This window comes from Flavivirga spongiicola, from assembly GCF_030540825.1.
Lineage (GTDB): Bacteria > Bacteroidota > Bacteroidia > Flavobacteriales > Flavobacteriaceae > Flavivirga > Flavivirga spongiicola.
The window spans coordinates 3589945-3610832 of record NZ_JAUOEO010000001.1; the positions used below are offsets into that span (position 1 = coordinate 3589945).

The window sequence follows — 20888 nt, forward strand, 5'->3', positions numbered from 1 at the left end:
AGAAGGAATATCTAAAAAAATATTATTACATAGTTTATCCGTTATTTATAATTACCTTTGCACGCTTAAAATATAGAGACCATTATGGCTAATATTAAAAACATTGCAATTATTGCTCACGTAGATCATGGTAAAACTACTTTGGTTGATAAGATTATGTACCACTGTCAGTTATTTCGTGAGAATGAAAATACAGGTGATTTAATTCTTGATAATAATGATTTGGAGCGAGAAAGAGGTATTACAATTACTTCTAAAAACGTTTCTGTAATTTATAAAGACACAAAGATTAATATTATTGATACACCTGGTCACGCCGATTTTGGAGGTGAAGTAGAGCGTGTATTAAATATGGCTGATGGCGTTTTACTATTAGTTGATGCTTTTGAAGGCCCCATGCCACAAACACGTTTTGTATTACAAAAAGCCATTGATTTAGGTTTAAAGCCTTGTGTGGTTGTGAATAAAGTTGATAAAGAAAATTGTACGCCTGATGAGGTACATGAAAAAGTTTTTGACTTGATGTTTGAATTGGGAGCAGAAGAATGGCAATTAGATTTTCCTACAGTTTATGGTTCTGCAAAGAACAACTGGATGAGTGATGATTGGCAAAATGAGACTGAAAATATAGAGCCATTATTGGATATGGTTATAAATCATATTCCTGAACCAAAAATTGAAGAAGGTAGCACTCAAATGTTAATCACATCTTTAGATTTTTCATCTTTTACAGGAAGAATTGCTATAGGTCGTTTAACTCGTGGTGAATTAAAAGTTGGACAAAATATATCTTTAGTAAAACGTGATGGAAGTATTGTTAAGTCTAAAATAAAAGAGCTACATACTTTTGAAGGTTTGGGGCGTAAAAAGGTAGAAGAAGTACAGGCAGGAGATATTTGTGCTATTGTTGGGTTAGAAGGTTTTGAGATTGGCGATACGGTTGCAGATTGGGAAACACCTGAAGGTTTAAAAACCATTGCTATTGATGAGCCAACCATGAGCATGTTGTTTACTATTAACGATTCGCCTTTCTTTGGTAAAGATGGAAAATATGTTACATCTCGTCATATAAAAGATCGTTTAACAAAAGAGCTTGAAAAGAATTTAGCATTACGTGTTGAAGAAACTGATAGTGCAGATAAATTTATGGTATTTGGTCGTGGTGTATTACACTTATCGGTTTTAATAGAAACGATGCGTCGTGAAGGTTACGAATTACAAATTGGTCAACCACAAGTAATCATAAAAGAAGTTGATGGTGTAAAATGTGAACCAGTAGAAGAGATGACTATTGATTTACCAGAAGAAGTTTCTGGAAAAGCTATTGAAATGGTTTCTTTAAGAAAAGGTGAAATGCTTAGTATGGAAGCAAAAGGAGATCGTATGGTTTGTGAATTTATAGTACCTTCCAGAGGTATCATAGGCTTAAGAAACCAATTGTTAACAGCTACTGCTGGTGAAGCGATTATGGCACACCGTTTTAAAGAATATCAACCATTAAAGGGGGGGATTCCAGAGCGTCAAAATGGTTCTTTGGTATCTATGGAAAAAGGACAAGCTATTCCGTATTCTATTGATAAACTACAGGATAGAGGTAAATTTTTTGTTGACCCAGGTGAAGATATTTACGAGGGTCAGGTTATTGGAGAAAATTCTCGTGGTGATGATATGACGGTAAACGTAACAAAAACGAAAAAACTTAGTAATGTGCGTTCTTCTGGAGCAGATGATAAAGCTAAAATTGTACCTGCAATTAAGTTTTCATTAGAAGAGGCTTTAGAATATATTCAAAAGGATGAATACGTTGAGGTGACACCAAACCATTTAAGATTGCGTAAAGTCTATTTAACAGAAGTAGAACGTAAACGAAATAAAACGATATAAGATGGAATTCTTTGGAATTTCTAGTGTTGAATGGGTTGGATATGTTGCTATGGCGACTGTTTTAATTTCATTCTTAATGAAATCGGTTAATAAATTACGAATAGTAAACTCCTTTGGATGTTTACTATTTGTGTTTTATGGCATTTTGTTAGATCCTTTTTCAATGCCAATTATAATAACAAATACAGCTATACTTTGTATTAATTTATATTATTTATTGCAAAAGAAAAAGCTGTAGACTTATTAGTTTTACAGTAACGTATAATTTCTTACATTATCAAGCATCTAAGACAGAAAAGTTAAATGATTTTGTATATTTGATCCTTTCTAAAAACATATAGAATAATATGTTTTTTTTGACGTTTACAGTTCATGTACTCAATTTAAAGTAATTTTTATTTTAGTAAAAAACTCATGCTTAATTGAAAAAATTAATTGATTATATAAATAGTAAGGTTTTAGTTAAGGTTACTTCGTTGCAAACAGCTTCAGTATTAACACGAATAATAGCAGGATTATTAACTTCAAAAGCTATCGCTGTTTTTATTGGCCCTGGAGGGCTAGCACTAATTGGAAATTTACAAAATTTTGTTAGCTCTTTCCAAACGGTTGCTATACTTGGTTTTTATAATGGTGCAGTAAAATATATTTCAGACTTTAAAGACGATGTTATAGCTCTTAGTAAAGTGATATCGACCATATTTTATGTGGCTTTTGTGTCTACTATTTTAGTGTCGCTTTTCTGTTATTTTAATGCAGGACTAATAAACGATCTCATTTTCCCTGATTATAATAACTATACTTATGTCATTCAAATATTTGCTATAGCACTCCCTTTTTATGCTTTAAACATGTTTTCATTTTCTATAATGAATGGTTTTTCCAAGTATAAAATACTAATTATTATTAATATAATTGGACAGATACTAAGTGTTTCTGTCGCTTTACTTTTAATTTATCAAAAAAACATTGATGGCGCTTTAGTGTCAGTAGTTATTGCCGAGGCTCTAATATTTTTAATCACTTTGGTTGGTATCATTAACAGACGTAGTTTAACACCGCTTATAAGAGTTGATAGGATAGATTATGGGATTATAAAAAAAATGAGCTCTTACTCATTAATGGCTCTTTTTACAGCTGTTTTTCTACCTTTAGTTGCTATTGCTATTAGATCCTATATTATAGACAATATTGGTTATAAAGATGCGGGTTTTTGGGAAGCTATGACAAGAATATCTAAGTATTATTTAATGCTGGTTAGTTCACTAGTAGCATTATATATTTTACCTCGATTTTCAGAGATTGATGATGCTAAAGAATTTAAAAAGGAGGTGTTTAGCTTTTACAAAACCGTCATACCTATTTTAGCTATTGGTTTGTTTATTGTATATTTATTGAAACCATACATAGTCTCTACCATCTTTTCTAGTGAGTTTGAACCTGTTGAAGACTTGTTTTTATGGCAACTATTAGGGGATTTTGTTAAAATTTTGTCTATTGTTATTGCTTACCAGTTTTTAGCAAAAAAAATGTTTTGGCACTATATTTTAACTGAAGCTTTTTTAATAATAACTTTGTACACTACCAGTATTTATTTTATAGATTTATTTGATGGTGTTAAAGGTGCAGTCGTTGCGCATTTTGTAAGTTATGTTATGTATTATGGTATTATTTTGCTGATATTTGGGAGCTCTCTTTTTAGAGTTGAGACAGAGAAGAACGTATAGGTGTACAATTACTTTTTATAACTTTTCAAATAAATTTATCACTTGAAAAAATGGATTCAAATGAGAAATTATAAGGTAGTTAAATATTCTTCTTTGCACTATAAGGAATGGAATGCTTTTGTATTGAACGCAAAAAATGCCACTTTTTTATTTCATAGGAATTTTATAGAATATCATCAGGATAGATTTGAAGACTATTCGTTAATGGTATATAGCAATAAAAAATTAATGCTTATTCTTCCTGCTAACATAGAAGGTCAAGTTTTATATTCTCATCAAGGATTAAGTTATGGAAGTTTAGTGTTGCCAAATAAGATTGCTTTTCAAAATGTTTTAGAAGGTGTTCATGCGCTTTTAAAATTCCTTTCCAATAACAATATCAATGTATTTGTTTTTAAACAAATACCTAAAATTTATAATCTTAGGCCATCTGACGAGATGGAATATTTTCTATTCATTTTAAAAGCGAAGTTATTTAGAAAAGATGTTTCTATGACGATACCATTAGCGAATAAATTAGAGTTTTCAAGTTTACGTAAACGGCAATTAAAATTAGCAATGAACTCAGGATTGAATTTTGTGTTAAATGGAGATATGACTTCTTTTTGGAACGAAATTTTAACCCCTAATTTAAAGGAAAAGCATGGTGTGAAACCTGTTCATACACTATCTGAGATTATGAAATTGCGTGAAATGTTTCCAAATAACATTAAACAATATAATGTATATTATAAGGATGAGTTACTGGCTGGATGCACTGTTTTTGAGACCAAATGTGTAGCTCATGCTCAATATATGTCAACAAGAAATAACAACAAAGGAGCTTTAGATTATCTAATAAATCAACTAATTTCTAACGTATATAAAGATAAAGACTATTTTGATTTTGGAATGTCAAATGAAAATCAAGGTATGAATATTAATGAAGGTTTGTTGCAATGGAAACAAAGTTTTGGAGCTTCATCAGTGATTCACGATTTTTATCAAATAGATGTAGCTAATTATACACTGCTAAAAGAAATATTGATATGATCAAATTTCTAGATTTAAAGTTGGTCAATAAGGATTATGAAATCGAATTAAAAAAGGCTTTTGAAGGTTTTTTGAATTCAGGACATTATATTTTAGGAGAACAGGTTTCTTTATTTGAAAATGAATTTTCTTCATATTGCGGTACAAAATATTGTATTGGTGTAAGTAGTGGTCTTGATGCCCTTCAATTAATTTTTGAGGCATATAAAGTAATAGGACTATTATCAATTGGAGACGAGGTTCTTGTTCCTGCAAATACATATATAGCGTCTGTTTTGGCAATTAGTAATACTGGTTTAAAACCTGTTTTGATAGAACCATGTCCTAAAACATATAATATAGATATTACAAAAATAGAAGCTTCTATTAACTCTAAAACAAAAGCCATTTTGGGAGTACATTTATATGGACATTTATATGATGTTACAAGGCTGGAAAATATTTCTAAACAGTATAATTTATTATTGGTTGAAGATGCTGCACAAGCACATGGAGCTGTATGTTCGGATGGTCGTTTAGCAGGAAATCTTTCCAATGTGGCAGCATTTAGTTTCTATCCAACAAAAAATCTGGGAGCTTTAGGAGATGCCGGAGCTATAACAACTAATAATGAAGAGCTGGCCGATGCTATTTTTAAATTAAGAAATTATGGGAGAATATCTACTTATAAAAATGATTTAAAAGGGTATAATTGTAGGTTAGATGAGTTACAAGCTACTTTTTTAAGAATAAAGTTAAAATATTTAGATTCAGATAATGATAAAAGAAGAGACATTGCTAAATGTTACCTTGGCAATATCAATTCAGACCATGTTATACTACCATTTATAGAGAATATAAATCAGCATGTTTTTCATCTTTTTGTTATTAGAAGTAAAAAAAGAGATCAGCTCAAAAATTATTTATATGAAAATGGCGTGGAAACGTTGATTCATTACCCAATAGCTGTACACAGACAACCAGCTTATAAAGAATGGGTAGATTTAAAGATGCCAATTACAGATCAAATTCATAATGAAGTTTTAAGTTTACCTCTATACTCTACCATGGTTAAAAAACAAGTTATGGAAATTGCTCATTTGATTAATTGTTTTAAGGGTTAAAAGGTAGACAAGTTTGTCTTTTTCCATAATAAGTTTTTAAAGAATAAGTTTAATAAAATAAAATGAATTAGGTAAGCTAGAAAATATGCTATGGCTACACCGCTAAACCCATAATATTTCACTAAAATATAGGTGAGTATACTAAAAATTAAAGCCCATTCTATCTGAAAAAATATAAACGTCTTAGTTCTAGCTTTGGAAATTAAAATATTTCCTAATACCCAACAATTAATTTTTATGGTGTCTCCTAATAATTGAAAAATAATTAAAGAATTAATTAACAAGAATTTTTTGCTAAACAACAGAATAATAAGCCAATCTTTTACCAAAAAAATTACAAATGCTGATACTAATAGTATTGGTAAGATAGAAAGCCAAATTTTAAACACTTCTTTTTTTAGTGCTTTACCATTTAGGTTTGAAAAAGTAGGCAATAAATAAAAACTGAAAGTAGTAGTGAAAAACAAGAGATAAACTGCCGAAATTCGCCACATACCTTCCCAAGCTCCGGCATGATTTTCATCTATTTCTATCGATAAAAAATGACGTACAAATAAAGTGGCAGAAATTAAACTTGTAGTACCAACGATAGACATAACGGAAAACCGTGATAATTTTTTGAATTTTTCTTTTTCAAAAGAGTGTGTAATTAATTTAAAGTTGAATGGTTTTATAATGATAATTAATAATAATGATATAAAAAAAGTTAGGAATTGACTAATTGTAACTGCATAAAAAGCACCTAATAGTTTAAAATTTAGAGTTAAAATAATTAAGATAACTGCAGAACTTAGCGTTGCAATGATATTGATTGCAACATATAATTTAATGTTTCCTAAACCATTTAATACAGACATTAAAAAAGTATGAATAGAAATACTAGCTACTGAAAATGCTGTTATAATTAAGAATGTTGAATATTGATAATCATTAAATAAATAATATGATAAACTTTTATTGAAAATGATAGTTAAAAATAGCACTAAGACGGAAAAGTATACATGTGTTTTAAACCCGGTACTTAAAAATTCTTTTAATAAAGTTTCATTATTTTTATGATTGGCCGTATATTTTACTATACCGTTGCTTATACCTAAAATACTAATTTCTTGAGCTATTCTTAAAAAATCTTTAAGCTGCCCTAGCAAAAATAGGCCATTAGTCCCTAAATAAACGGCAATAATTTTATTAGTTATTAATCTAGTAACTAAAGATATTATAGTACTAATTCCTGAAAAAATAGAAGTCTTATAAAGATTCATTACCTTAGTTTTTAAAGTCAGTCCATTCTTCAAAGTTTAATCCAGTAAGCTTTTTAAGAGCTTTAACATCTTCCTGAAAAAGTAATTGAAGTGTTAATCTTTCTTCTTTTGATATTTTTGGATAATTAAAAGGCTTCTTATTTTTTAAAAACTCTAAGCTTTTAAGTTTGTCTTTAATTTGATTGGGAATAAAAAATTTAATAATGTTAGTGAATTTACCCTTTAATATTTTCAAGTTAAAATGATATAACCTTGGGTATTTTAGTTTAGATGTCTTATTCAGAATAATTTTTGGAATTTCATCTAATTCTTTCAGTCCTAAAAACATGAAACATTCGTTAAGTGTTTCAAGACGTCTATGCTTTAAATTTTCTAAAGTGATAATTTTAATGTTTTTTTTATCAAAATTCTCAAAAAAAGGAATTAACCATTTCCCGTATAAGCTAAAGTGATAATAATAATCTGGAAAATAATTATAAGGTTTAAGGGTACGGCTTAAATCTTGATCGATAGCCTGTGCTAATTTTCGCTTTTCTAAACCTAATCCAACAATCCACCAATAATGTGAGTAACATCTGTCTATAGGGTTTCTTAATATAAAAATGAATTTAGGAGGAGCTTTATAATGTGCTTTAAGATTAATTATATAGTTAGGGAAAAACATATATGATGTAGTGGATTCTCCAAAAAAAATAGCTTTTTTATTGTAAAATTGATTTGAATACCATTTTTTTTTCTTCAAATTAAAATTGTTAAATTCTGGGCTATCCCAATAAACCGGCTCTTTTTGTTTAGACATGCATATATCGGGGTGCAGATCTAGCAGACTATGTAATGTAGATGTGCCAGATTTAGCAGCTCCAGGAATAAATAAGTTTGGACAAAAATGGTTCATTAATAATAAAATATTTTTGAAGTTTATATAATTATATATAGGCTAGGTTAAATAAATAGTTTCAGAATTAAATTGGTACGAGGTGAATTTACAATAATAGTTTGAGCAATGATAATATAAATTTTATATTTACTATCCAAGATGAGATATCCAAAATTTAGAGTTATGAATAGGAATTAATAAATTGAAAATTGTTTTTAGATGACAAAAGCATGTGTAGATAATATAAAAGTTTTAATTATTCCTAAGATTAAAGACCCCAGAGGAAACCTTGCAGTAATAGAAAAAGATATTGTTCCTTTTAAGATTAAACGAGTATATTATCTTTTTGATATACCTAGTGGATCATACAGGGGGGGGCATGCACATAAGGAATTAAGTCAATTTGTTATTGCATTGAGTGGAAGTTTTGAAGTGGTTTTAAAAGATAGAGAGAAAACAAAAAGAGTAATACTTAATAGTCCTACCAAAGGGTTGTTAATTACACCTGGTATTTGGAGGGAACTTGAAAACTTTTCATCAGGTGCAGTCTGTTTAGTCGTGGCCTCAGATATTTATAAAGAAGAAGATTATATTCGAGATTTTAAAGAATTTGTTGATTATAATAAATAATGTATTTATAAAATTGAAATTAGCCTTCTGAAAAATGAATTTTGACTAGCGTAATAGTGTACATAATCTTTAACACTTTTTGATTTTAACTTTTTGAATACCTCTTTCCCAAGTTCTTTTTTTTCAAAATAGCCTGCAAAAAATAGAAGCTCTTTATAAGAATTGATATGAAATTTTTTTATAATATTTTCTGAATAATTATATTTTTTTGAGAAGTAATCAAATAAAATCTTCATTTGATTGTTTAGAAAAAAGTGACTTTCGAAAGTCTTTTTATGTGAATACGAATCATCATGAACTCTATAAGTTACTAAGGCTTCATTGATTCGTTGAAAGTCGGTATGCATAATCATATCTACAAGTATAGGGTAGTCATCAATAGTTAAGTTCATGTCTATATAAGATTCAAAACTCACATGTTTATAAAGAAGTTTTTTATTGTAACAATGACTTATGGGTACTATTTGCCCTAATAAAATAGCTTCTTTATATTCATTTTTAGATACGTTAATTAGTTTTTTGTTTATAAAAGGAGTAATACGTTTATTCTTATCATTTAACCTGTCATATCCAGCATCAACAAAGCCAAGTTTAGAGTTCTTTTTCAGGGTGTCTACCATTTTTTGAAGAGCATCCTCATGTTTTAATACATCGTCACCTGCAATATCAAAAACAAATTGTCCTTTACATCTATCAAGTGTTGTTTTAAAGTTTTTTAAAATACCAAGTTGTGCTTCGTTACGCTTTATATTGAAAAGATGTGGATAATTTGATTTGTATCGATTAATAATGTTTAAAGTTTTATCTGTAGAGCAATCATCCCCAATAATAATTTCATAATCAAAACTGACTTTTTGTTTTAAGATAGATTGTAGCGTTTCTTCAATATGCTTTTCATTATTAAAAGTTATTAAGTGAACAGATAAAAGGATCATATACAAGATGATATTATATGGGCATAAATGTAATTTTTATATTTAGAAAAAAATATTTTAAGTTAATAAAAATAAACAGCTATTTTTGATAGTTCTTATAAGAAAGTATAATTGAATAAAAAAAAGATAGCTTTAGTAGGGTATAGGTTAAATAGAGGAGGGGCCGAACGTGTTGCTGCTATTTTATCTGTTTTTTTTCATAAAAAAGGTTTAGATGTTCATCATATTATAGTGATTGATGATATTGCTTACCCTTATTCCGGAACGGTTGCAAACTTAGGAAAGTTAAAAAACAAATCGAATGGCGTTTTTAATAAAATTAAGCGTTTAGTAGCTCTAAGAAAGTATTTGAATGAACATAATTTTGATTTTATAATTGATTTTAGATTTCGAATCAAGCCTATTCAAGAATTATTAGTTGCTAGATTTGTGTATAAAGCTAAAACTATTTTTACAGTGCATAGTGCTAAATTGGACAGCTATATGCCGGACCAGACATTTTTAACAAAATGGATGTATGCAAATTCATTTAAAGTGGTCTCCATAACACAAGACATGCAGAGAATGATTGAAAAAAAGCACGGTTTGGAAAATGTCATAACTATTTATAACCCAATAAATATTCAGGAAGTAAAAGAAAAAGCATCTACGGAAATTTCTTTAGATTTTGAGTATATAATTGGTGTAGGACAGTATGATACAGATGTTAAGCAATTTGATAAGCTTATATATGCTTACTCTAAATCGATACTTCCCAATAAAAATATCGCTTTAGTTATTCTTGGAGAAGGATCTAAAAAAGAGGCATTAATAAATATAGCTCAACAAAACGGAGTCGCTAACTTAGTTCATTTTTTAGGCTTCAAAAATAACCCATATAAGTATATAAAAAGAGCAAAGTTTTTTGTCTTATCAAGCTCGCATGAAGGGATGCCTATGGTTATGTTAGAAGCATTGGCTTGCGGAACACCTGCTGTATCCTTTAACTGTAAAACGGGACCAAATGAAATTATTATTGATAAAGAAAATGGATTATTGGTTGAAGATCAAAATATCGATAGCTTAACAAATTCTATGAATTTGTTTATTTCCGATAATGAATTGTATAAAAGATGTAAATCTCAAGCTTTATCTAGTGTTGAAAGATTTTCATTGGAACGAATAGGAAAACAATGGTTAGAATTAATGAATATTGATAAAACGTGCTAAGACTACTGTATATCGCAACTAATTTAAATACTTCTGGTGGTGTAGCAAGAGTACTTTCCGTAAAATTAAACTATTTGGTAGAAGTATATCCTTATGAAATTCATATAATAAATACCCATGGAGATACCAATAATTTATTTTTCTCTTTTGATGAAAAGATTCAAATCCATGCCCTCGATAGAAAAAATCAAAAAGCGCAAAACTTATTTAGTTATAGAACTAAGCTTAATAAAAAAATAGAAAAAATTAATCCGGATATTATTATTAATTGTGATAATGGATTAAAAGGTGCTCTATTACCTTTCTTATTAAAAAATAGAATACCACTGATTTATGAAAATCATAATAGCAAGAATGCCAAGGCACCCACTATAAAAGATAATTTAAAGCTTAAGTTGTCGTTTTTCATTTTTTATTTAGGGATAAGTAGGTATAAATGGATAATAGTATATCAATATCCGAATAGGAATAAAAGAGCCAAGAATTTTAAGGTTATTCCAAACCCTATAGGATTCGAAATACCTGATAAGAAGCATTCATTAGAAAACAAGGAGGTTATAGCAGTTGGAAGATTTTCATATCAAAAGGGCTACGATAAATTAATTAAAATATGGCGTTTAGTTTCTAAGAAGCATCCGGATTGGATTTTAAACATATATGGAGAAGGTAATCATGATGATTTAATAAAACTTGCTCAAAAGCTAAATGTTTTATCAAAAGTGCAATTCCTTAAGCCCGTAAAAAATATAAAAAGTGTTTATTTAAGAGCATCCATACTACTTAACACATCTAGGTATGAACCTTTTGGATTAGCTGTAACTGAAGCTATGGCTTGTGGATTACCTGTGATTGCTTTTGAAAATACTTTAGGCCCTAAAAGTTATATTCATGATGGAAAGAATGGTTTTTTGATTCAAAAGGATAATTTTGAAGACTATGCAAATAAAGTGAATATGCTAATCGAAAATGAAAATGAGATGGGAAGAGTTTCAAAATCCGCGAAAGAAAGTATGAAAGCTTATGAACTAACTAAAATTATGAAAATATGGCATGAATTATTTCAATCTGTACTATTAGATAAATCAAAAAAGCACATATAAGATATTTTGTAAGCCTGAAGCGTTTTAGTTGAAGGATTTGAACTTAGTAGATTTAGTGTCATTAAATTTTTAAACAGCTTATACCACAATGAAAAAATAAAATTAAGTTTTATCTTTTTAAAAAAAAGAAAACTCTTTAATAAACCATTTTCGTGTAATTTTATTTTTTTTTGGTAATGTAAGTTTAAAAGTGTTTCAACAGCTCGTTGTGTCTTTTTTATATAAGTAGCACTTTTTTCAAGTCCTAAATGATAAACACCATTATTTATATGCAATACAGGAATATTATTTAGTTTTAGCTGGGGGCCAAAAAAAATATCCATCCCATATGAGTTTCCGATAGAATCTAAACTAAAACGTTGGTATAATTTTTTTTTGATTAATATGTTGGCCGCCGAAGTTCTTTTGTAGGGTCTTCTATTACGTTTCTTTGCAGTAACTTCCTCAAACTGTTTACCGTATTTCCAGCGAAGTAAGCTTTTTTTATCTGGTTTATTGTTTTTATAGCTTATGCCTCCAAAAATAACATTGAAACCCGAATTTATGACATCTAAATAATTAGGAATAAATGTCTTATCTTTTAATTCTGTATCAGCATCTATAAGTAAAATCCAATCATATTTTGCAGAATCACACAAATGCTGTCTAGTTATTGCTATACCATTATTTCTCTCTGATGTTTTATATAAAACATTATCAAGCTCATTAACTACTAAGTTGGCTTTTAAAATATCTTCATTCGACTTATCATCTAAGCAAATTATTTCAAATTCAATTTTAGCAAGAGTCGCTTGTTCATGAATCTCATAAATAAGATTAGTAATATCATAATTATATACGGGTATTAATATTGAAAGCATAATTAATTTTTCCGCTGTACCACCTCATAAACCGCATTCTCATCACATTTAAGTGTTTTACTTGGGTACTTAAGTAATAAAGCATAATCGTGAGTCGCCATTAAAATGGTATTACCATTTTTATTAATGTCTTGCAGTACTTCCATGACCTCCACACTAGTTTGAGGGTCTAGATTTCCTGTGGGCTCATCAGCAAGTATAAGCTCAGGATTGTTAAGTAAAGCCCTGGCAATGGCAACACGCTGCTGTTCACCACCAGATAATTCATGAGGATATTTAAACCCTTTTGTTTTCATATCTACTTTTGCTAAAACTTCTTCAACTCTCGTATCCATTTCTGTTTTGTCTTTCCAACCGGTAGCTTTTAAAACAAATAATAAATTGTCATTAATAGTTCTATCGGTTAGTAATTTAAAGTCTTGAAAAACAACGCCTAATTTGCGTCTTAAAAAAGGAATATCTTTTTCTTTAAGGTCTTTTAAATCATAATCTACAATATGGCCTTCACCTTTAGTTAAAGGTAAATCACCATAGAGCGTTTTCATAAAACTACTTTTACCTGTACCTGTTTTTCCTATTAAGTATACAAAATCTCCTTTGTTAATTTCAACATTAACGTTTGAAAGAACAAGACTATCCCCTTGAAAAATAGAAGCGTCTTTTAATTGTAGAATAGGTTTTAACATAAATTATTTTTTTATTTCTAAGGATCTTAAATTTGAAAGTACAAAGTAAGCAATTAATGGTAAAAAAGGAAAGGCAAATCGACTATTTGGTCCATAAACTAAAAGTGCTTGAGAAATAGCTCCAGAATACACAATGCAAATTAAAAATAAATCAAAATCGTAATTATTGGGTTTGTCTTTAAAAAACCATTTTAGCTTTTTAAATGAAAAAAATAAAAATAGAATATGAATTACAACAAGTAAGTAACGTTGAATTTTCCATATTATTAAGATTAAATATTTAAAATATATATTATTAAATGTATTATGATCTAACATTAATGAACCTTTATACCCCCAAAACGATATCAAAGATTTAAATACCCGAGATAGATATAAATGGGGGTATTTAAGAAATAAATTCTTAGAAATTCGTCCTAATTCATAGTTTAAGTCTTGCTCGCTTAGTTTTGTACTTTCCTTAAGTTCTTCTTGAGCAAACCAAACGGACATGGCTCTATTATCTGAATTTGAGGGCTTGATAGAGTCTCGGTGTTTAATGATAATGTCCCGTATTATTTTATCCTCGTCAGGAGCTTTTTCAATAAAAGAAGTTGCAATTTGTGAAAGATAAAGTCCGGAATATGTTGTACTCGTAAAGTATCCAGAGTTTCTTTTGTTGATCGAGCCTATACAGTAAAAGCTGGCTAAAGGAATGATTGCAATGATAAAAATTTTAATAAAATTTAAACCTGTATTTTGTTTTAGAATAATGCATTTTGAGAGCACGAAAATAAACAGACCAATAGGGATAAATAAATAAACGGGTCGTGTAAAAAACAACCAACTTAATATTAAAGACAAGACAAAATAATGTTTTAAAGAAGCTCTAAGTGTTAAAAGTTTAAACTTTTCAAGATACCAGAAAGCCAAGGTCATTAAAAAGATAGTAAGCGATTCGGTTAATATAGCAAATTCATACAAAATAAAGTGAACAAAGCCATTTATAAAAAGAGTATTCCAAAATGCGACTATTTTAGATGTTAATCTCAACTTAACAAAGTCATAAAACAATAAAGAGCCTAAAATACCAAGTATTATTTGTATAGCGATAGTGATATTAAGGTTTTGATTACTAATAGCTATTAAAAAAGAAAAACCAGGCGTTCTACCACCCGAATAGTTTTCAAAATTTAGTTCGGAAATGATTTCACCCAATAAAATATATTTTTCACTATCGGGCATTATGGTTACATTACCATATAAAACAATAAAAATTAACCTTATAGAAATCAAGCATATTACTAATATGAAAAAAGTATAATTATTAAGGTAAAAGACGGTTTTTTTTAACATTTTAAAAAGAAAACCCTATATAAAGGCAATTTATTTTATATACGTTTATTGTTAATTAGAGGTGTCGTAAATGTATTACTTTAAACTTGAAACTTAAAGAGGAAAGATTAACTTCCCTTAGTTTTAAAGTGAAAATTTAACATTTAATAACTCGGTTTATAATTATGGCACGATTATTACGTTATAAGTTTCATATTCAATAGAAAATAATTTATTGATGTCTTGGCACCAAGATTTCCATTGAATTTGTCTTTCCCGTTAAAAAATGGGAATCTAAAATAAAAGATTTTGTTTTTTCATCTTTAAATTAAAAAACAAAATCCTTTATTTATCTTTGATCATAAATTAAAAAACGAATCGTTAATGACTAAAAAGAACATTGTTTCCCTCTTGGTGGCTATTAGTTTTAGTTTACACATTATAGCACAACAATCGGCCGCATATACTAGCAATTTAGTTGATTATCAAAAAGCATTATCTCTTTACAACAACCAGCAGTACCTTGCTGCTCAATCTTTATTTGCTAATGTAAAGAAAACAGCTAAGGAAGAAATTCTGCAGTCCGATTGTGAATACTATATTGCTAATTCTGCAGTCCGTTTAAATCAACAAAATGCTGATCAGTTGGTAGAAGATTTTGTGAAAGATTATCCAACGAGTACAAAGCGAAATACAGCTTTTGTTGATGTAGCAGATTATTACTTCGAGAATTCTAAATATGCCCACGCGAGAAAGTGGTATGATAAAGTTGATGAAGATGCTTTAGGGAGAAAAGAGAAGGAAAAATACAATTTCAATAATGGCTATTCAGCATTTTCAACCAAACAATATAAAGAAGCAAAAAAATATTTAACGCGTGTAGAAGATTCTCAGGAATTTGGATCGCAAGCCAAATACTATATTGGTTTTATGGCTTATGAGGGAGATGATTATGATCAAGCTAACGAGTATTTTGATCAAGTAAGCGATCAAGAACGTTACAAAGAAAAGCTATCATATTATCAGGCAGACTTAAATTTTAAACTAGGTAATTTTGAAAAAGCGATAACGCTTGCTAAAGATAGATTAGACAATAGTGATGAGAGTGAAGTGTCAGAATTATCAAAAATAATAGGGGAGAGTTATTTTAATTTAGAAAAGTATGCGAAAGCCATTCCTTATTTAACCGCGTATAAAGGAAAAAGAGGTAAATGGAACAATACAGATTTTTACCAGTTAGGATATGCATACTACAAGCAAAAAGATTATGAAAACGCCATTTCTGAGTTTAATAAAATAGTTGGCGGGAATAATTCTATTGCCCAGAATGCCTATTATCATTTAGGAGAAAGTTATATTAACCTGGATAAAAAACAAGAAGCATTAAACGCTTTTAGGTATGCTTCTCAAATGAATTTTGATTTAAAAATTCAAGAAGATGCGTGGTTAAATTATGCTAAGATTAGTTACGAGATCGGAAACCCGTATCAATCAGCTCCTCAGGTTTTAGCAGGTTATTTAGATAAATACCCAGATACAAGCTATAGGGAAGAAATTGAGACACTCTTAATCGATTCTTATATTACATCAAAAAACTATAAAGAAGCACTTAAATTATTAGAAGGAAAAAAGAGTTTCGAAAATAAAGTGGCATACCAAAAAGTAGCATTTTATAGAGGTTTAGAACTTTATAATGAGAATAATTATTTAGAAGCAGAATCGCTTTTTGATCAGTCCCTAAAGGAACCAAGAGATCCTAAATATACTGCTCGCGCAACATTTTGGAAAGCAGAAGCCGATTATAATTTAACTAATTATGATGATGCTTTGGTTGGCTTTAAACAATTTCAACAAGAATCATCATCTTCATCAACACCAGAAATTGAAAATATAGATTATAATTTAGCTTATACTTATTTTAAACTGAAAAACTATGACCAGTCGACGACCTATTTCGGTCAATTCATTTCTAATAAAAAAGAAGACAAAGTAAGATTGAATGATGCTTACTTAAGATTAGGAGATGGGCATTTCGTTTCTAGTCAATATAAAAGTGCCATTAATGCCTATAACAATGCCATTAAGATAAATGAAATAGATTCTGATTATCCATTTTTTCAAAAAGCAATTAGTACTGGTTATAGTGGACAAACTTCAAAAAAAATTAAAGAACTGGAGCAGTTTATTTCAGAATATCCCAAGTCAAAATTGCGAGATGATGCTATGTACGAACTTGGTAATTCGTATGTTAAAGCTAATGAAACGGATAAAGCAATGGCGATTTACAACCGTTTAAATTCAGAATATAGAATGAGTTCGTTTGTACCAAGGTCTTTGCTTCGTCAAGGGTTGGTTTATTACAATGGGAGTGAAAACGAACGTGCTTTAGCTAAATTTAAAAAAGTAGCAGGTGATTACCCAGGTACACCAGAAGCGGTTCAATCTGTAGCGACTGCCAAATTAATTTATATAGATTTAGGGCGTGTTGATGATTATGCGGCTTGGGTTCGAACTTTGGATTATGTTGAGGTTACAGATACAGATTTAGATAATGCAACATACGAAGCAGCCGAAAAACAATACTTAGATAGTAATACAGATAAGGCGATTAAACAATTTAATGGATATTTAAATGAGTTTCCTAATGGTTTACATGCCTTACAAGCACATTTTTATGTGGCCCAGTTATATTACAAAAAGGATTTAACAGCCAATGCAGCGCCTCATTATAAATATATTGTAGAAGTATCGCGGAATGAGTATACAGAAGAAGCACTATCTCGTTTGTCTCAGCACTTTTTAGAAGCCAAAAATTGGAATAAAGCCATGCCGTTATTATTAAGACTTGAAGAAGAAGCTGATTTTCCACAAAACGTCATATTTGCACAGTCTAATTTAATGAAAGCACATTATCAATTAGAAAATTATGATGAAGCTGTTTCCTATGCAGAAAAAGTATTGAAAAACTCAAAAATTGATAATAAAATAAAAAGTGATGCTCATATTATTATAGCGCGTTCAGCCATAAAAACAGGTGATGAAGATAAAGCTAAAATTGCTTATGCTAAAGTAGAAAAAGTAGCTACAGGAGAAACAGCAGCAGAGGCCTTGTATTATAACGCTTATTTTAAAAATAAAGAAGGCAAGCATAAATCATCTAATAAATCAGTTCAAAAACTGGCTAAAGACTTTTCAGGTTATAAATATTATAGTGCAAAGGGCTTAGTGCTTATGGCTAAGAATTTTTATGCTTTAGATGATGCGTTTCAAGCTACATATATTCTAGAAAGTGTTATTGAAAACTTTGCCGAATTTAATGATGTGGTTTCCGAAGCAAAAGATGAGCTAAGAAAAATAAAAATAGAAGAAGCAAAAACCAATTCATCCATTCAACCGGAAGAGAATTGAAAAATTTGCAGTAATCAGTGGCAGTATTCAGTTTTGTTTCTATTGAAACTCATATAAATATTAATGAATACGCGACTATAAAAATTAATAAAAAAATCGTCAATCATAAATCAACAATCGTAAATCTAATAAGTATGCGAAAGCACATAAAAAATATATTAATTGTGGTAATCTCATTAAGTACCACAATTTCATTTTCACAAGATAAAATAAATGATACGATTAATACAGGAGTTATCGATGTTGTAAAACCATATACACCAACAATATCCGATGCATTTAAGGTAAAAGAAATTCCGTCTTTAGAAGATGAAACTACCGAAACTAAAAAGAACATTAAATACAATATTTTTTCATTTCCGGTGGCATCAACATTCACCCCGGCAAAAGGAAAAGCAGCGATTGTAGAAAAAAGAAAACCAATAAGATTATTTGATAATTATGCAACTTTAGGGGTGGGTACTTATACGACAATTTTAGGAGAAGTATATTTAAATCATGCTATTAATAGAAATGAAAGTGTAGGTGGTTATATAAGCCACCACTCATCTCAAGGCGGTATTGAAGATTTGTCTTTCAACGATAATTTTTCTAACTCTAAAATCAATGTGAATTATTCCAGTCGATTAAGATATTTAGCATGGAATGTTGAAGGTGGTTTTAAGCACCAAACTTATAATTGGTATGGCGTACCTCAGTCTCAAATTGCAGTGGCAAGTGCCAATGGTATCGATGTAGAACATTCTTTTTTTAGTGCTCATTTTGGAGGTGATATTACTTTTGAAGATACCTATATTAATTCAGGAAGTTTCTTTTTTAGACGTTTTGGAGATAATCAAGGTTCAGGAGAAAACAGGTTTACGGCTAAAGCAAAGATTGATGTGCCAATTAATGATATAGAGATTTCTACGGATATTAAGTTTGATTATTTAGGAGGAACATTTGATAGAAGTTATACGACAAACACAGAGTTCAACTATGGGAATTTTCAAGTTGGCATTTCGCCGACTTATGAAATGAAACAGGACGATTTAACTGTAAATCTTGGATTTTCAGCTTTTTATTTAAATGATAAAGAATCTGGAGAAAGTAAATTTTATGTTTACCCTAATGTTACAGCAACGTACAGATTGGTTAATGATGTATTGATTGCCTATGGGGGTATTGAAGGCGATTTAATTCAGAATTCATATTATGATTTTGCTACCGAAAATCCCTTTGTATCTCCAACCTTATTTATAATGCCAACAGACCAATTATATAATGCTTATATAGGTTTAAAAGGAAAGCTGTCTAGTAATATGAGTTATAATATTAGCGGACATTATTTGGCCGATAGAAATAAAGCACTCTATAAAACGAATGTTATAAGAAACCTAACGCCTCAGAATAACTATGATTATGGGAACTCGTTTGGAATTGTGTATGATGATGTTGATACTTTTGGAGTTGCAGGAGAAATAAATGTGGATGTAAATAGAAACTTTAAATTAGGATTAAAAGCAGAATATTTTAGTTATTCAACAGAAGATGAGGTAGAGGCTTGGAATTTACCAGATATTAAAGGGTCTCTGTTTTTAGATTATCAAATAAATGAACATTGGTTTGCTGGTGCTAATTTATTTTATATTGGTGAGCGAAAAGATGAACTTGTCTTGGAAGGTTCTTTACTTCCAGATCCTCTATCTACAACTATTGTTTTAGATAGTTATTTTGATGCGAATGCACATTTGGGATATCATGTTAACGACCAATTATCGGTATTTGCAAAAGCTAATAATATTAATAATCAGGCGTATCAACGTTGGCAAAGTTTTCCAGTACAAAGTATTCAGTTTTTAGCTGGAGCTACTTATAAGTTTGATTTCTAAATTCCTGCGAAGGCAGGAATCTCATGATGATATCTTGAACTTGTTTCAGAATCCTTTGTCATTTTCGTCTGCGCGGGAATCCATTTTGTTTTAAATGAAGAAGTTTGAAAGAAAATACTATCTACTAAATTATATTGTCGTTTTTGGAATAATTTTACTGTTTCTAAATGATCATTATTTTAAATGGGAATTTTCAAATTGGATAACAGGAAAGCTTTCTGATTTTATAGGATTGTTGATTTTGCCTTTCTTCTTAACTTTTTTCTTTCCAAAAACAATGAAGTGGCATGTTATCTTAACAGGTTTGTTTTTTGTGTTTTGGAAGTCTCCATTTTCACAAGGATTTATTGATGTTTATAATTCAATAGCATTTATAGAAATTACAAGAGTTGTAGACTATTCCGATTTAGTAGCTTTATCTATATTGCCACTATCATACTATTTTTTGAAGCAAATTTTTATTATAGATAAATTACGCATAGATAAAATAAATATTCATCCAGTAATTATATTATTCCCGTCTATAATTATATTTATGGCAACCTCGCCACCGTATTGGCATCGCTTTACGCATTCTGAAGGAGATATCAAATTTTATAAAAACACTATTAAGGTAAAAATGAATCAGGAAGAAGTGCTGGAAAAGATGAGAGATTATAAAATTGAAGCTGTTGTCGATACAACTTTTGGGAACGATTTTCATAGAGATAGTTATGTTAAAGAATTAGGTTTTTATCAAATAGATCAAATAATAATAGATACTGATACTATACGGGATGTAAAGTTTTCCATGATATCCTTTAAGGAGGGTAGAACAAAGGTCTTTCTTAACTCAATGAATATTTCTAAAAACATCAAGGAGAAAGATGTTAAAAATGAACTCAGAAAATATTATAGAAAGCTTTTAAGAAAATATATTAAAGAAAAAGTTAAATAGCTTTTAAGGTGTTTTTTGCAGGTTACTTGGATTTGTTTTAAGGTTTCATGTTA

The 20888-nt window shown here is 29.5% G+C and carries 17 protein-coding genes; 11 read left to right on the forward strand and 6 right to left on the reverse strand.

Annotated features, from left to right (window positions below):
• The first annotated feature begins 84 nt into the window (after nucleotides 1–84).
• From typA to Q4Q47_RS14450, 5 genes are all read left to right on the forward strand, one after another.
• Nucleotides 85–1884 (forward strand): translational GTPase TypA, encoded by a 1800-nt coding sequence (typA, locus tag Q4Q47_RS14430; protein WP_303307353.1) that lies wholly within the window; start codon nucleotides 85–87, stop codon nucleotides 1882–1884.
• 1 nt (nucleotide 1885) lies between these two features.
• On the forward strand, nucleotides 1886–2122 hold the full coding sequence (locus Q4Q47_RS14435; RefSeq protein WP_303307354.1) for a uroporphyrinogen decarboxylase: 237 nt from the start codon (nucleotides 1886–1888) through the stop codon (nucleotides 2120–2122).
• A 184-nt stretch (nucleotides 2123–2306) separates the two neighbouring features.
• On the forward strand, nucleotides 2307–3611 hold the full coding sequence (locus Q4Q47_RS14440; RefSeq protein ID WP_303307355.1) for an O-antigen translocase: 1305 nt from the start codon (nucleotides 2307–2309) through the stop codon (nucleotides 3609–3611).
• A gap of 60 nt (nucleotides 3612–3671) precedes the next feature.
• Nucleotides 3672–4643, forward strand: a complete 972-nt coding sequence (locus Q4Q47_RS14445; protein ID WP_303307356.1) for a GNAT family N-acetyltransferase — start codon at nucleotides 3672–3674, stop codon at nucleotides 4641–4643.
• Nucleotides 4640–5746: a DegT/DnrJ/EryC1/StrS family aminotransferase gene (locus Q4Q47_RS14450; RefSeq protein WP_303307357.1), complete on the forward strand. Its 1107-nt coding sequence runs from the start codon at nucleotides 4640–4642 to the stop codon at nucleotides 5744–5746. Before Q4Q47_RS14445 ends, Q4Q47_RS14450 begins: the two co-directional genes overlap by 4 nt.
• Here the strand turns inward: Q4Q47_RS14450 and Q4Q47_RS14455 are convergent.
• Entirely contained in the window at nucleotides 5743–7008 is a 1266-nt protein-coding gene (locus Q4Q47_RS14455; protein ID WP_303307358.1) for an O-antigen translocase, read from the reverse strand. The genes Q4Q47_RS14450 and Q4Q47_RS14455 overlap by 4 nt on opposite strands.
• Nucleotides 7009–7012: 4 nt before the next feature.
• Nucleotides 7013–7903 (reverse strand): sulfotransferase domain-containing protein, encoded by an 891-nt coding sequence (locus Q4Q47_RS14460; RefSeq protein WP_303307359.1) that lies wholly within the window; start codon nucleotides 7901–7903, stop codon nucleotides 7013–7015.
• Between the two features lie 201 nt (nucleotides 7904–8104).
• Here Q4Q47_RS14460 and Q4Q47_RS14465 point away from each other — a divergent pair, with 201 nt between their 5' ends.
• Nucleotides 8105–8515, forward strand: coding sequence for a sugar 3,4-ketoisomerase (locus tag Q4Q47_RS14465; RefSeq protein WP_303307360.1), 411 nt, complete (start codon nucleotides 8105–8107; stop codon nucleotides 8513–8515).
• A 5-nt stretch (nucleotides 8516–8520) separates the two neighbouring features.
• On the opposite strand, the gene Q4Q47_RS14470 is transcribed toward Q4Q47_RS14465, so the two are convergent.
• Nucleotides 8521–9450, reverse strand: coding sequence for a glycosyltransferase family 2 protein (locus Q4Q47_RS14470; RefSeq protein WP_303307361.1), 930 nt, complete (start codon nucleotides 9448–9450; stop codon nucleotides 8521–8523).
• Nucleotides 9451–9561: 111 nt separating this feature from the next.
• Between Q4Q47_RS14470 and Q4Q47_RS14475 the strand changes: the two genes are divergently transcribed.
• On the forward strand, nucleotides 9562–10659 hold the full coding sequence (locus Q4Q47_RS14475; RefSeq protein WP_303307362.1) for a glycosyltransferase: 1098 nt from the start codon (nucleotides 9562–9564) through the stop codon (nucleotides 10657–10659).
• Entirely contained in the window at nucleotides 10653–11759 is a 1107-nt protein-coding gene (locus Q4Q47_RS14480) for a glycosyltransferase (RefSeq protein WP_303307363.1), read from the forward strand. The genes Q4Q47_RS14475 and Q4Q47_RS14480 overlap by 7 nt, the downstream gene beginning before the upstream one ends.
• Here the strand turns inward: Q4Q47_RS14480 and Q4Q47_RS14485 are convergent.
• From Q4Q47_RS14485 to Q4Q47_RS14495, 3 genes are read right to left on the reverse strand one after another with little or no spacing between them, the layout of a single operon-like run.
• Nucleotides 11720–12619, reverse strand: coding sequence for a glycosyltransferase family 2 protein (locus Q4Q47_RS14485; protein WP_303307364.1), 900 nt, complete (start codon nucleotides 12617–12619; stop codon nucleotides 11720–11722). The genes Q4Q47_RS14480 and Q4Q47_RS14485 overlap by 40 nt on opposite strands.
• 2 nt (nucleotides 12620–12621) lie before the next feature.
• Nucleotides 12622–13305: a cell division ATP-binding protein FtsE gene (locus Q4Q47_RS14490; RefSeq protein ID WP_303307365.1), complete on the reverse strand. Its 684-nt coding sequence runs from the start codon at nucleotides 13303–13305 to the stop codon at nucleotides 12622–12624.
• A gap of 3 nt (nucleotides 13306–13308) precedes the next feature.
• A complete protein-coding gene (locus Q4Q47_RS14495) occupies nucleotides 13309–14640 on the reverse strand; it encodes a hypothetical protein (protein ID WP_303307366.1) in 1332 nt (443 codons plus the stop codon).
• A gap of 363 nt (nucleotides 14641–15003) precedes the next feature.
• On the opposite strand from Q4Q47_RS14495, the gene Q4Q47_RS14500 reads away from it, so the two are divergent.
• From Q4Q47_RS14500 to Q4Q47_RS14510, 3 genes are all read left to right on the forward strand, one after another.
• Entirely contained in the window at nucleotides 15004–18027 is a 3024-nt protein-coding gene (locus Q4Q47_RS14500; RefSeq protein ID WP_303307367.1) for a tetratricopeptide repeat protein, read from the forward strand.
• 134 nt (nucleotides 18028–18161) lie between these two features.
• Nucleotides 18162–19898, forward strand: coding sequence for a TonB-dependent receptor (locus Q4Q47_RS14505; RefSeq protein WP_303307368.1), 1737 nt, complete (start codon nucleotides 18162–18164; stop codon nucleotides 19896–19898).
• Between the two features lie 94 nt (nucleotides 19899–19992).
• Nucleotides 19993–20835, forward strand: coding sequence for a hypothetical protein (locus tag Q4Q47_RS14510; RefSeq protein ID WP_303307369.1), 843 nt, complete (start codon nucleotides 19993–19995; stop codon nucleotides 20833–20835).
• The last annotated feature ends 53 nt before the right edge of the window (nucleotides 20836–20888 follow it).

Excerpts from the sequence above, each read along its gene's own strand:
- Q4Q47_RS14495 (WP_303307366.1), bottom strand. The coding sequence starts at position 14,640 with ATGTTAAAAAAAACCGTCTTTTACCTTAATAATTATACTTTTTTCATA.
- Q4Q47_RS14450 (WP_303307357.1), top strand. The coding sequence starts at position 4,640 with ATGATCAAATTTCTAGATTTAAAGTTGGTCAATAAGGATTATGAAATC.
- Q4Q47_RS14470 (WP_303307361.1), bottom strand. The coding sequence starts at position 9,450 with ATGATCCTTTTATCTGTTCACTTAATAACTTTTAATAATGAAAAGCAT.
- Q4Q47_RS14445 (WP_303307356.1), top strand. The coding sequence starts at position 3,672 with ATGAGAAATTATAAGGTAGTTAAATATTCTTCTTTGCACTATAAGGAA.
- Q4Q47_RS14490 (WP_303307365.1), bottom strand. The coding sequence starts at position 13,305 with ATGTTAAAACCTATTCTACAATTAAAAGACGCTTCTATTTTTCAAGGG.
- typA (WP_303307353.1), top strand. The coding sequence starts at position 85 with ATGGCTAATATTAAAAACATTGCAATTATTGCTCACGTAGATCATGGT.
- Q4Q47_RS14460 (WP_303307359.1), bottom strand. The coding sequence starts at position 7,903 with ATGAACCATTTTTGTCCAAACTTATTTATTCCTGGAGCTGCTAAATCT.
- Q4Q47_RS14500 (WP_303307367.1), top strand. The coding sequence starts at position 15,004 with ATGACTAAAAAGAACATTGTTTCCCTCTTGGTGGCTATTAGTTTTAGT.
- Q4Q47_RS14435 (WP_303307354.1), top strand. The coding sequence starts at position 1,886 with ATGGAATTCTTTGGAATTTCTAGTGTTGAATGGGTTGGATATGTTGCT.
- Q4Q47_RS14465 (WP_303307360.1), top strand. The coding sequence starts at position 8,105 with ATGACAAAAGCATGTGTAGATAATATAAAAGTTTTAATTATTCCTAAG.
- Q4Q47_RS14455 (WP_303307358.1), bottom strand. The coding sequence starts at position 7,008 with ATGAATCTTTATAAGACTTCTATTTTTTCAGGAATTAGTACTATAATA.
- Q4Q47_RS14510 (WP_303307369.1), top strand. The coding sequence starts at position 19,993 with ATGAAGAAGTTTGAAAGAAAATACTATCTACTAAATTATATTGTCGTT.
- Q4Q47_RS14485 (WP_303307364.1), bottom strand. The coding sequence starts at position 12,619 with ATGCTTTCAATATTAATACCCGTATATAATTATGATATTACTAATCTT.
- Q4Q47_RS14505 (WP_303307368.1), top strand. The coding sequence starts at position 18,162 with ATGCGAAAGCACATAAAAAATATATTAATTGTGGTAATCTCATTAAGT.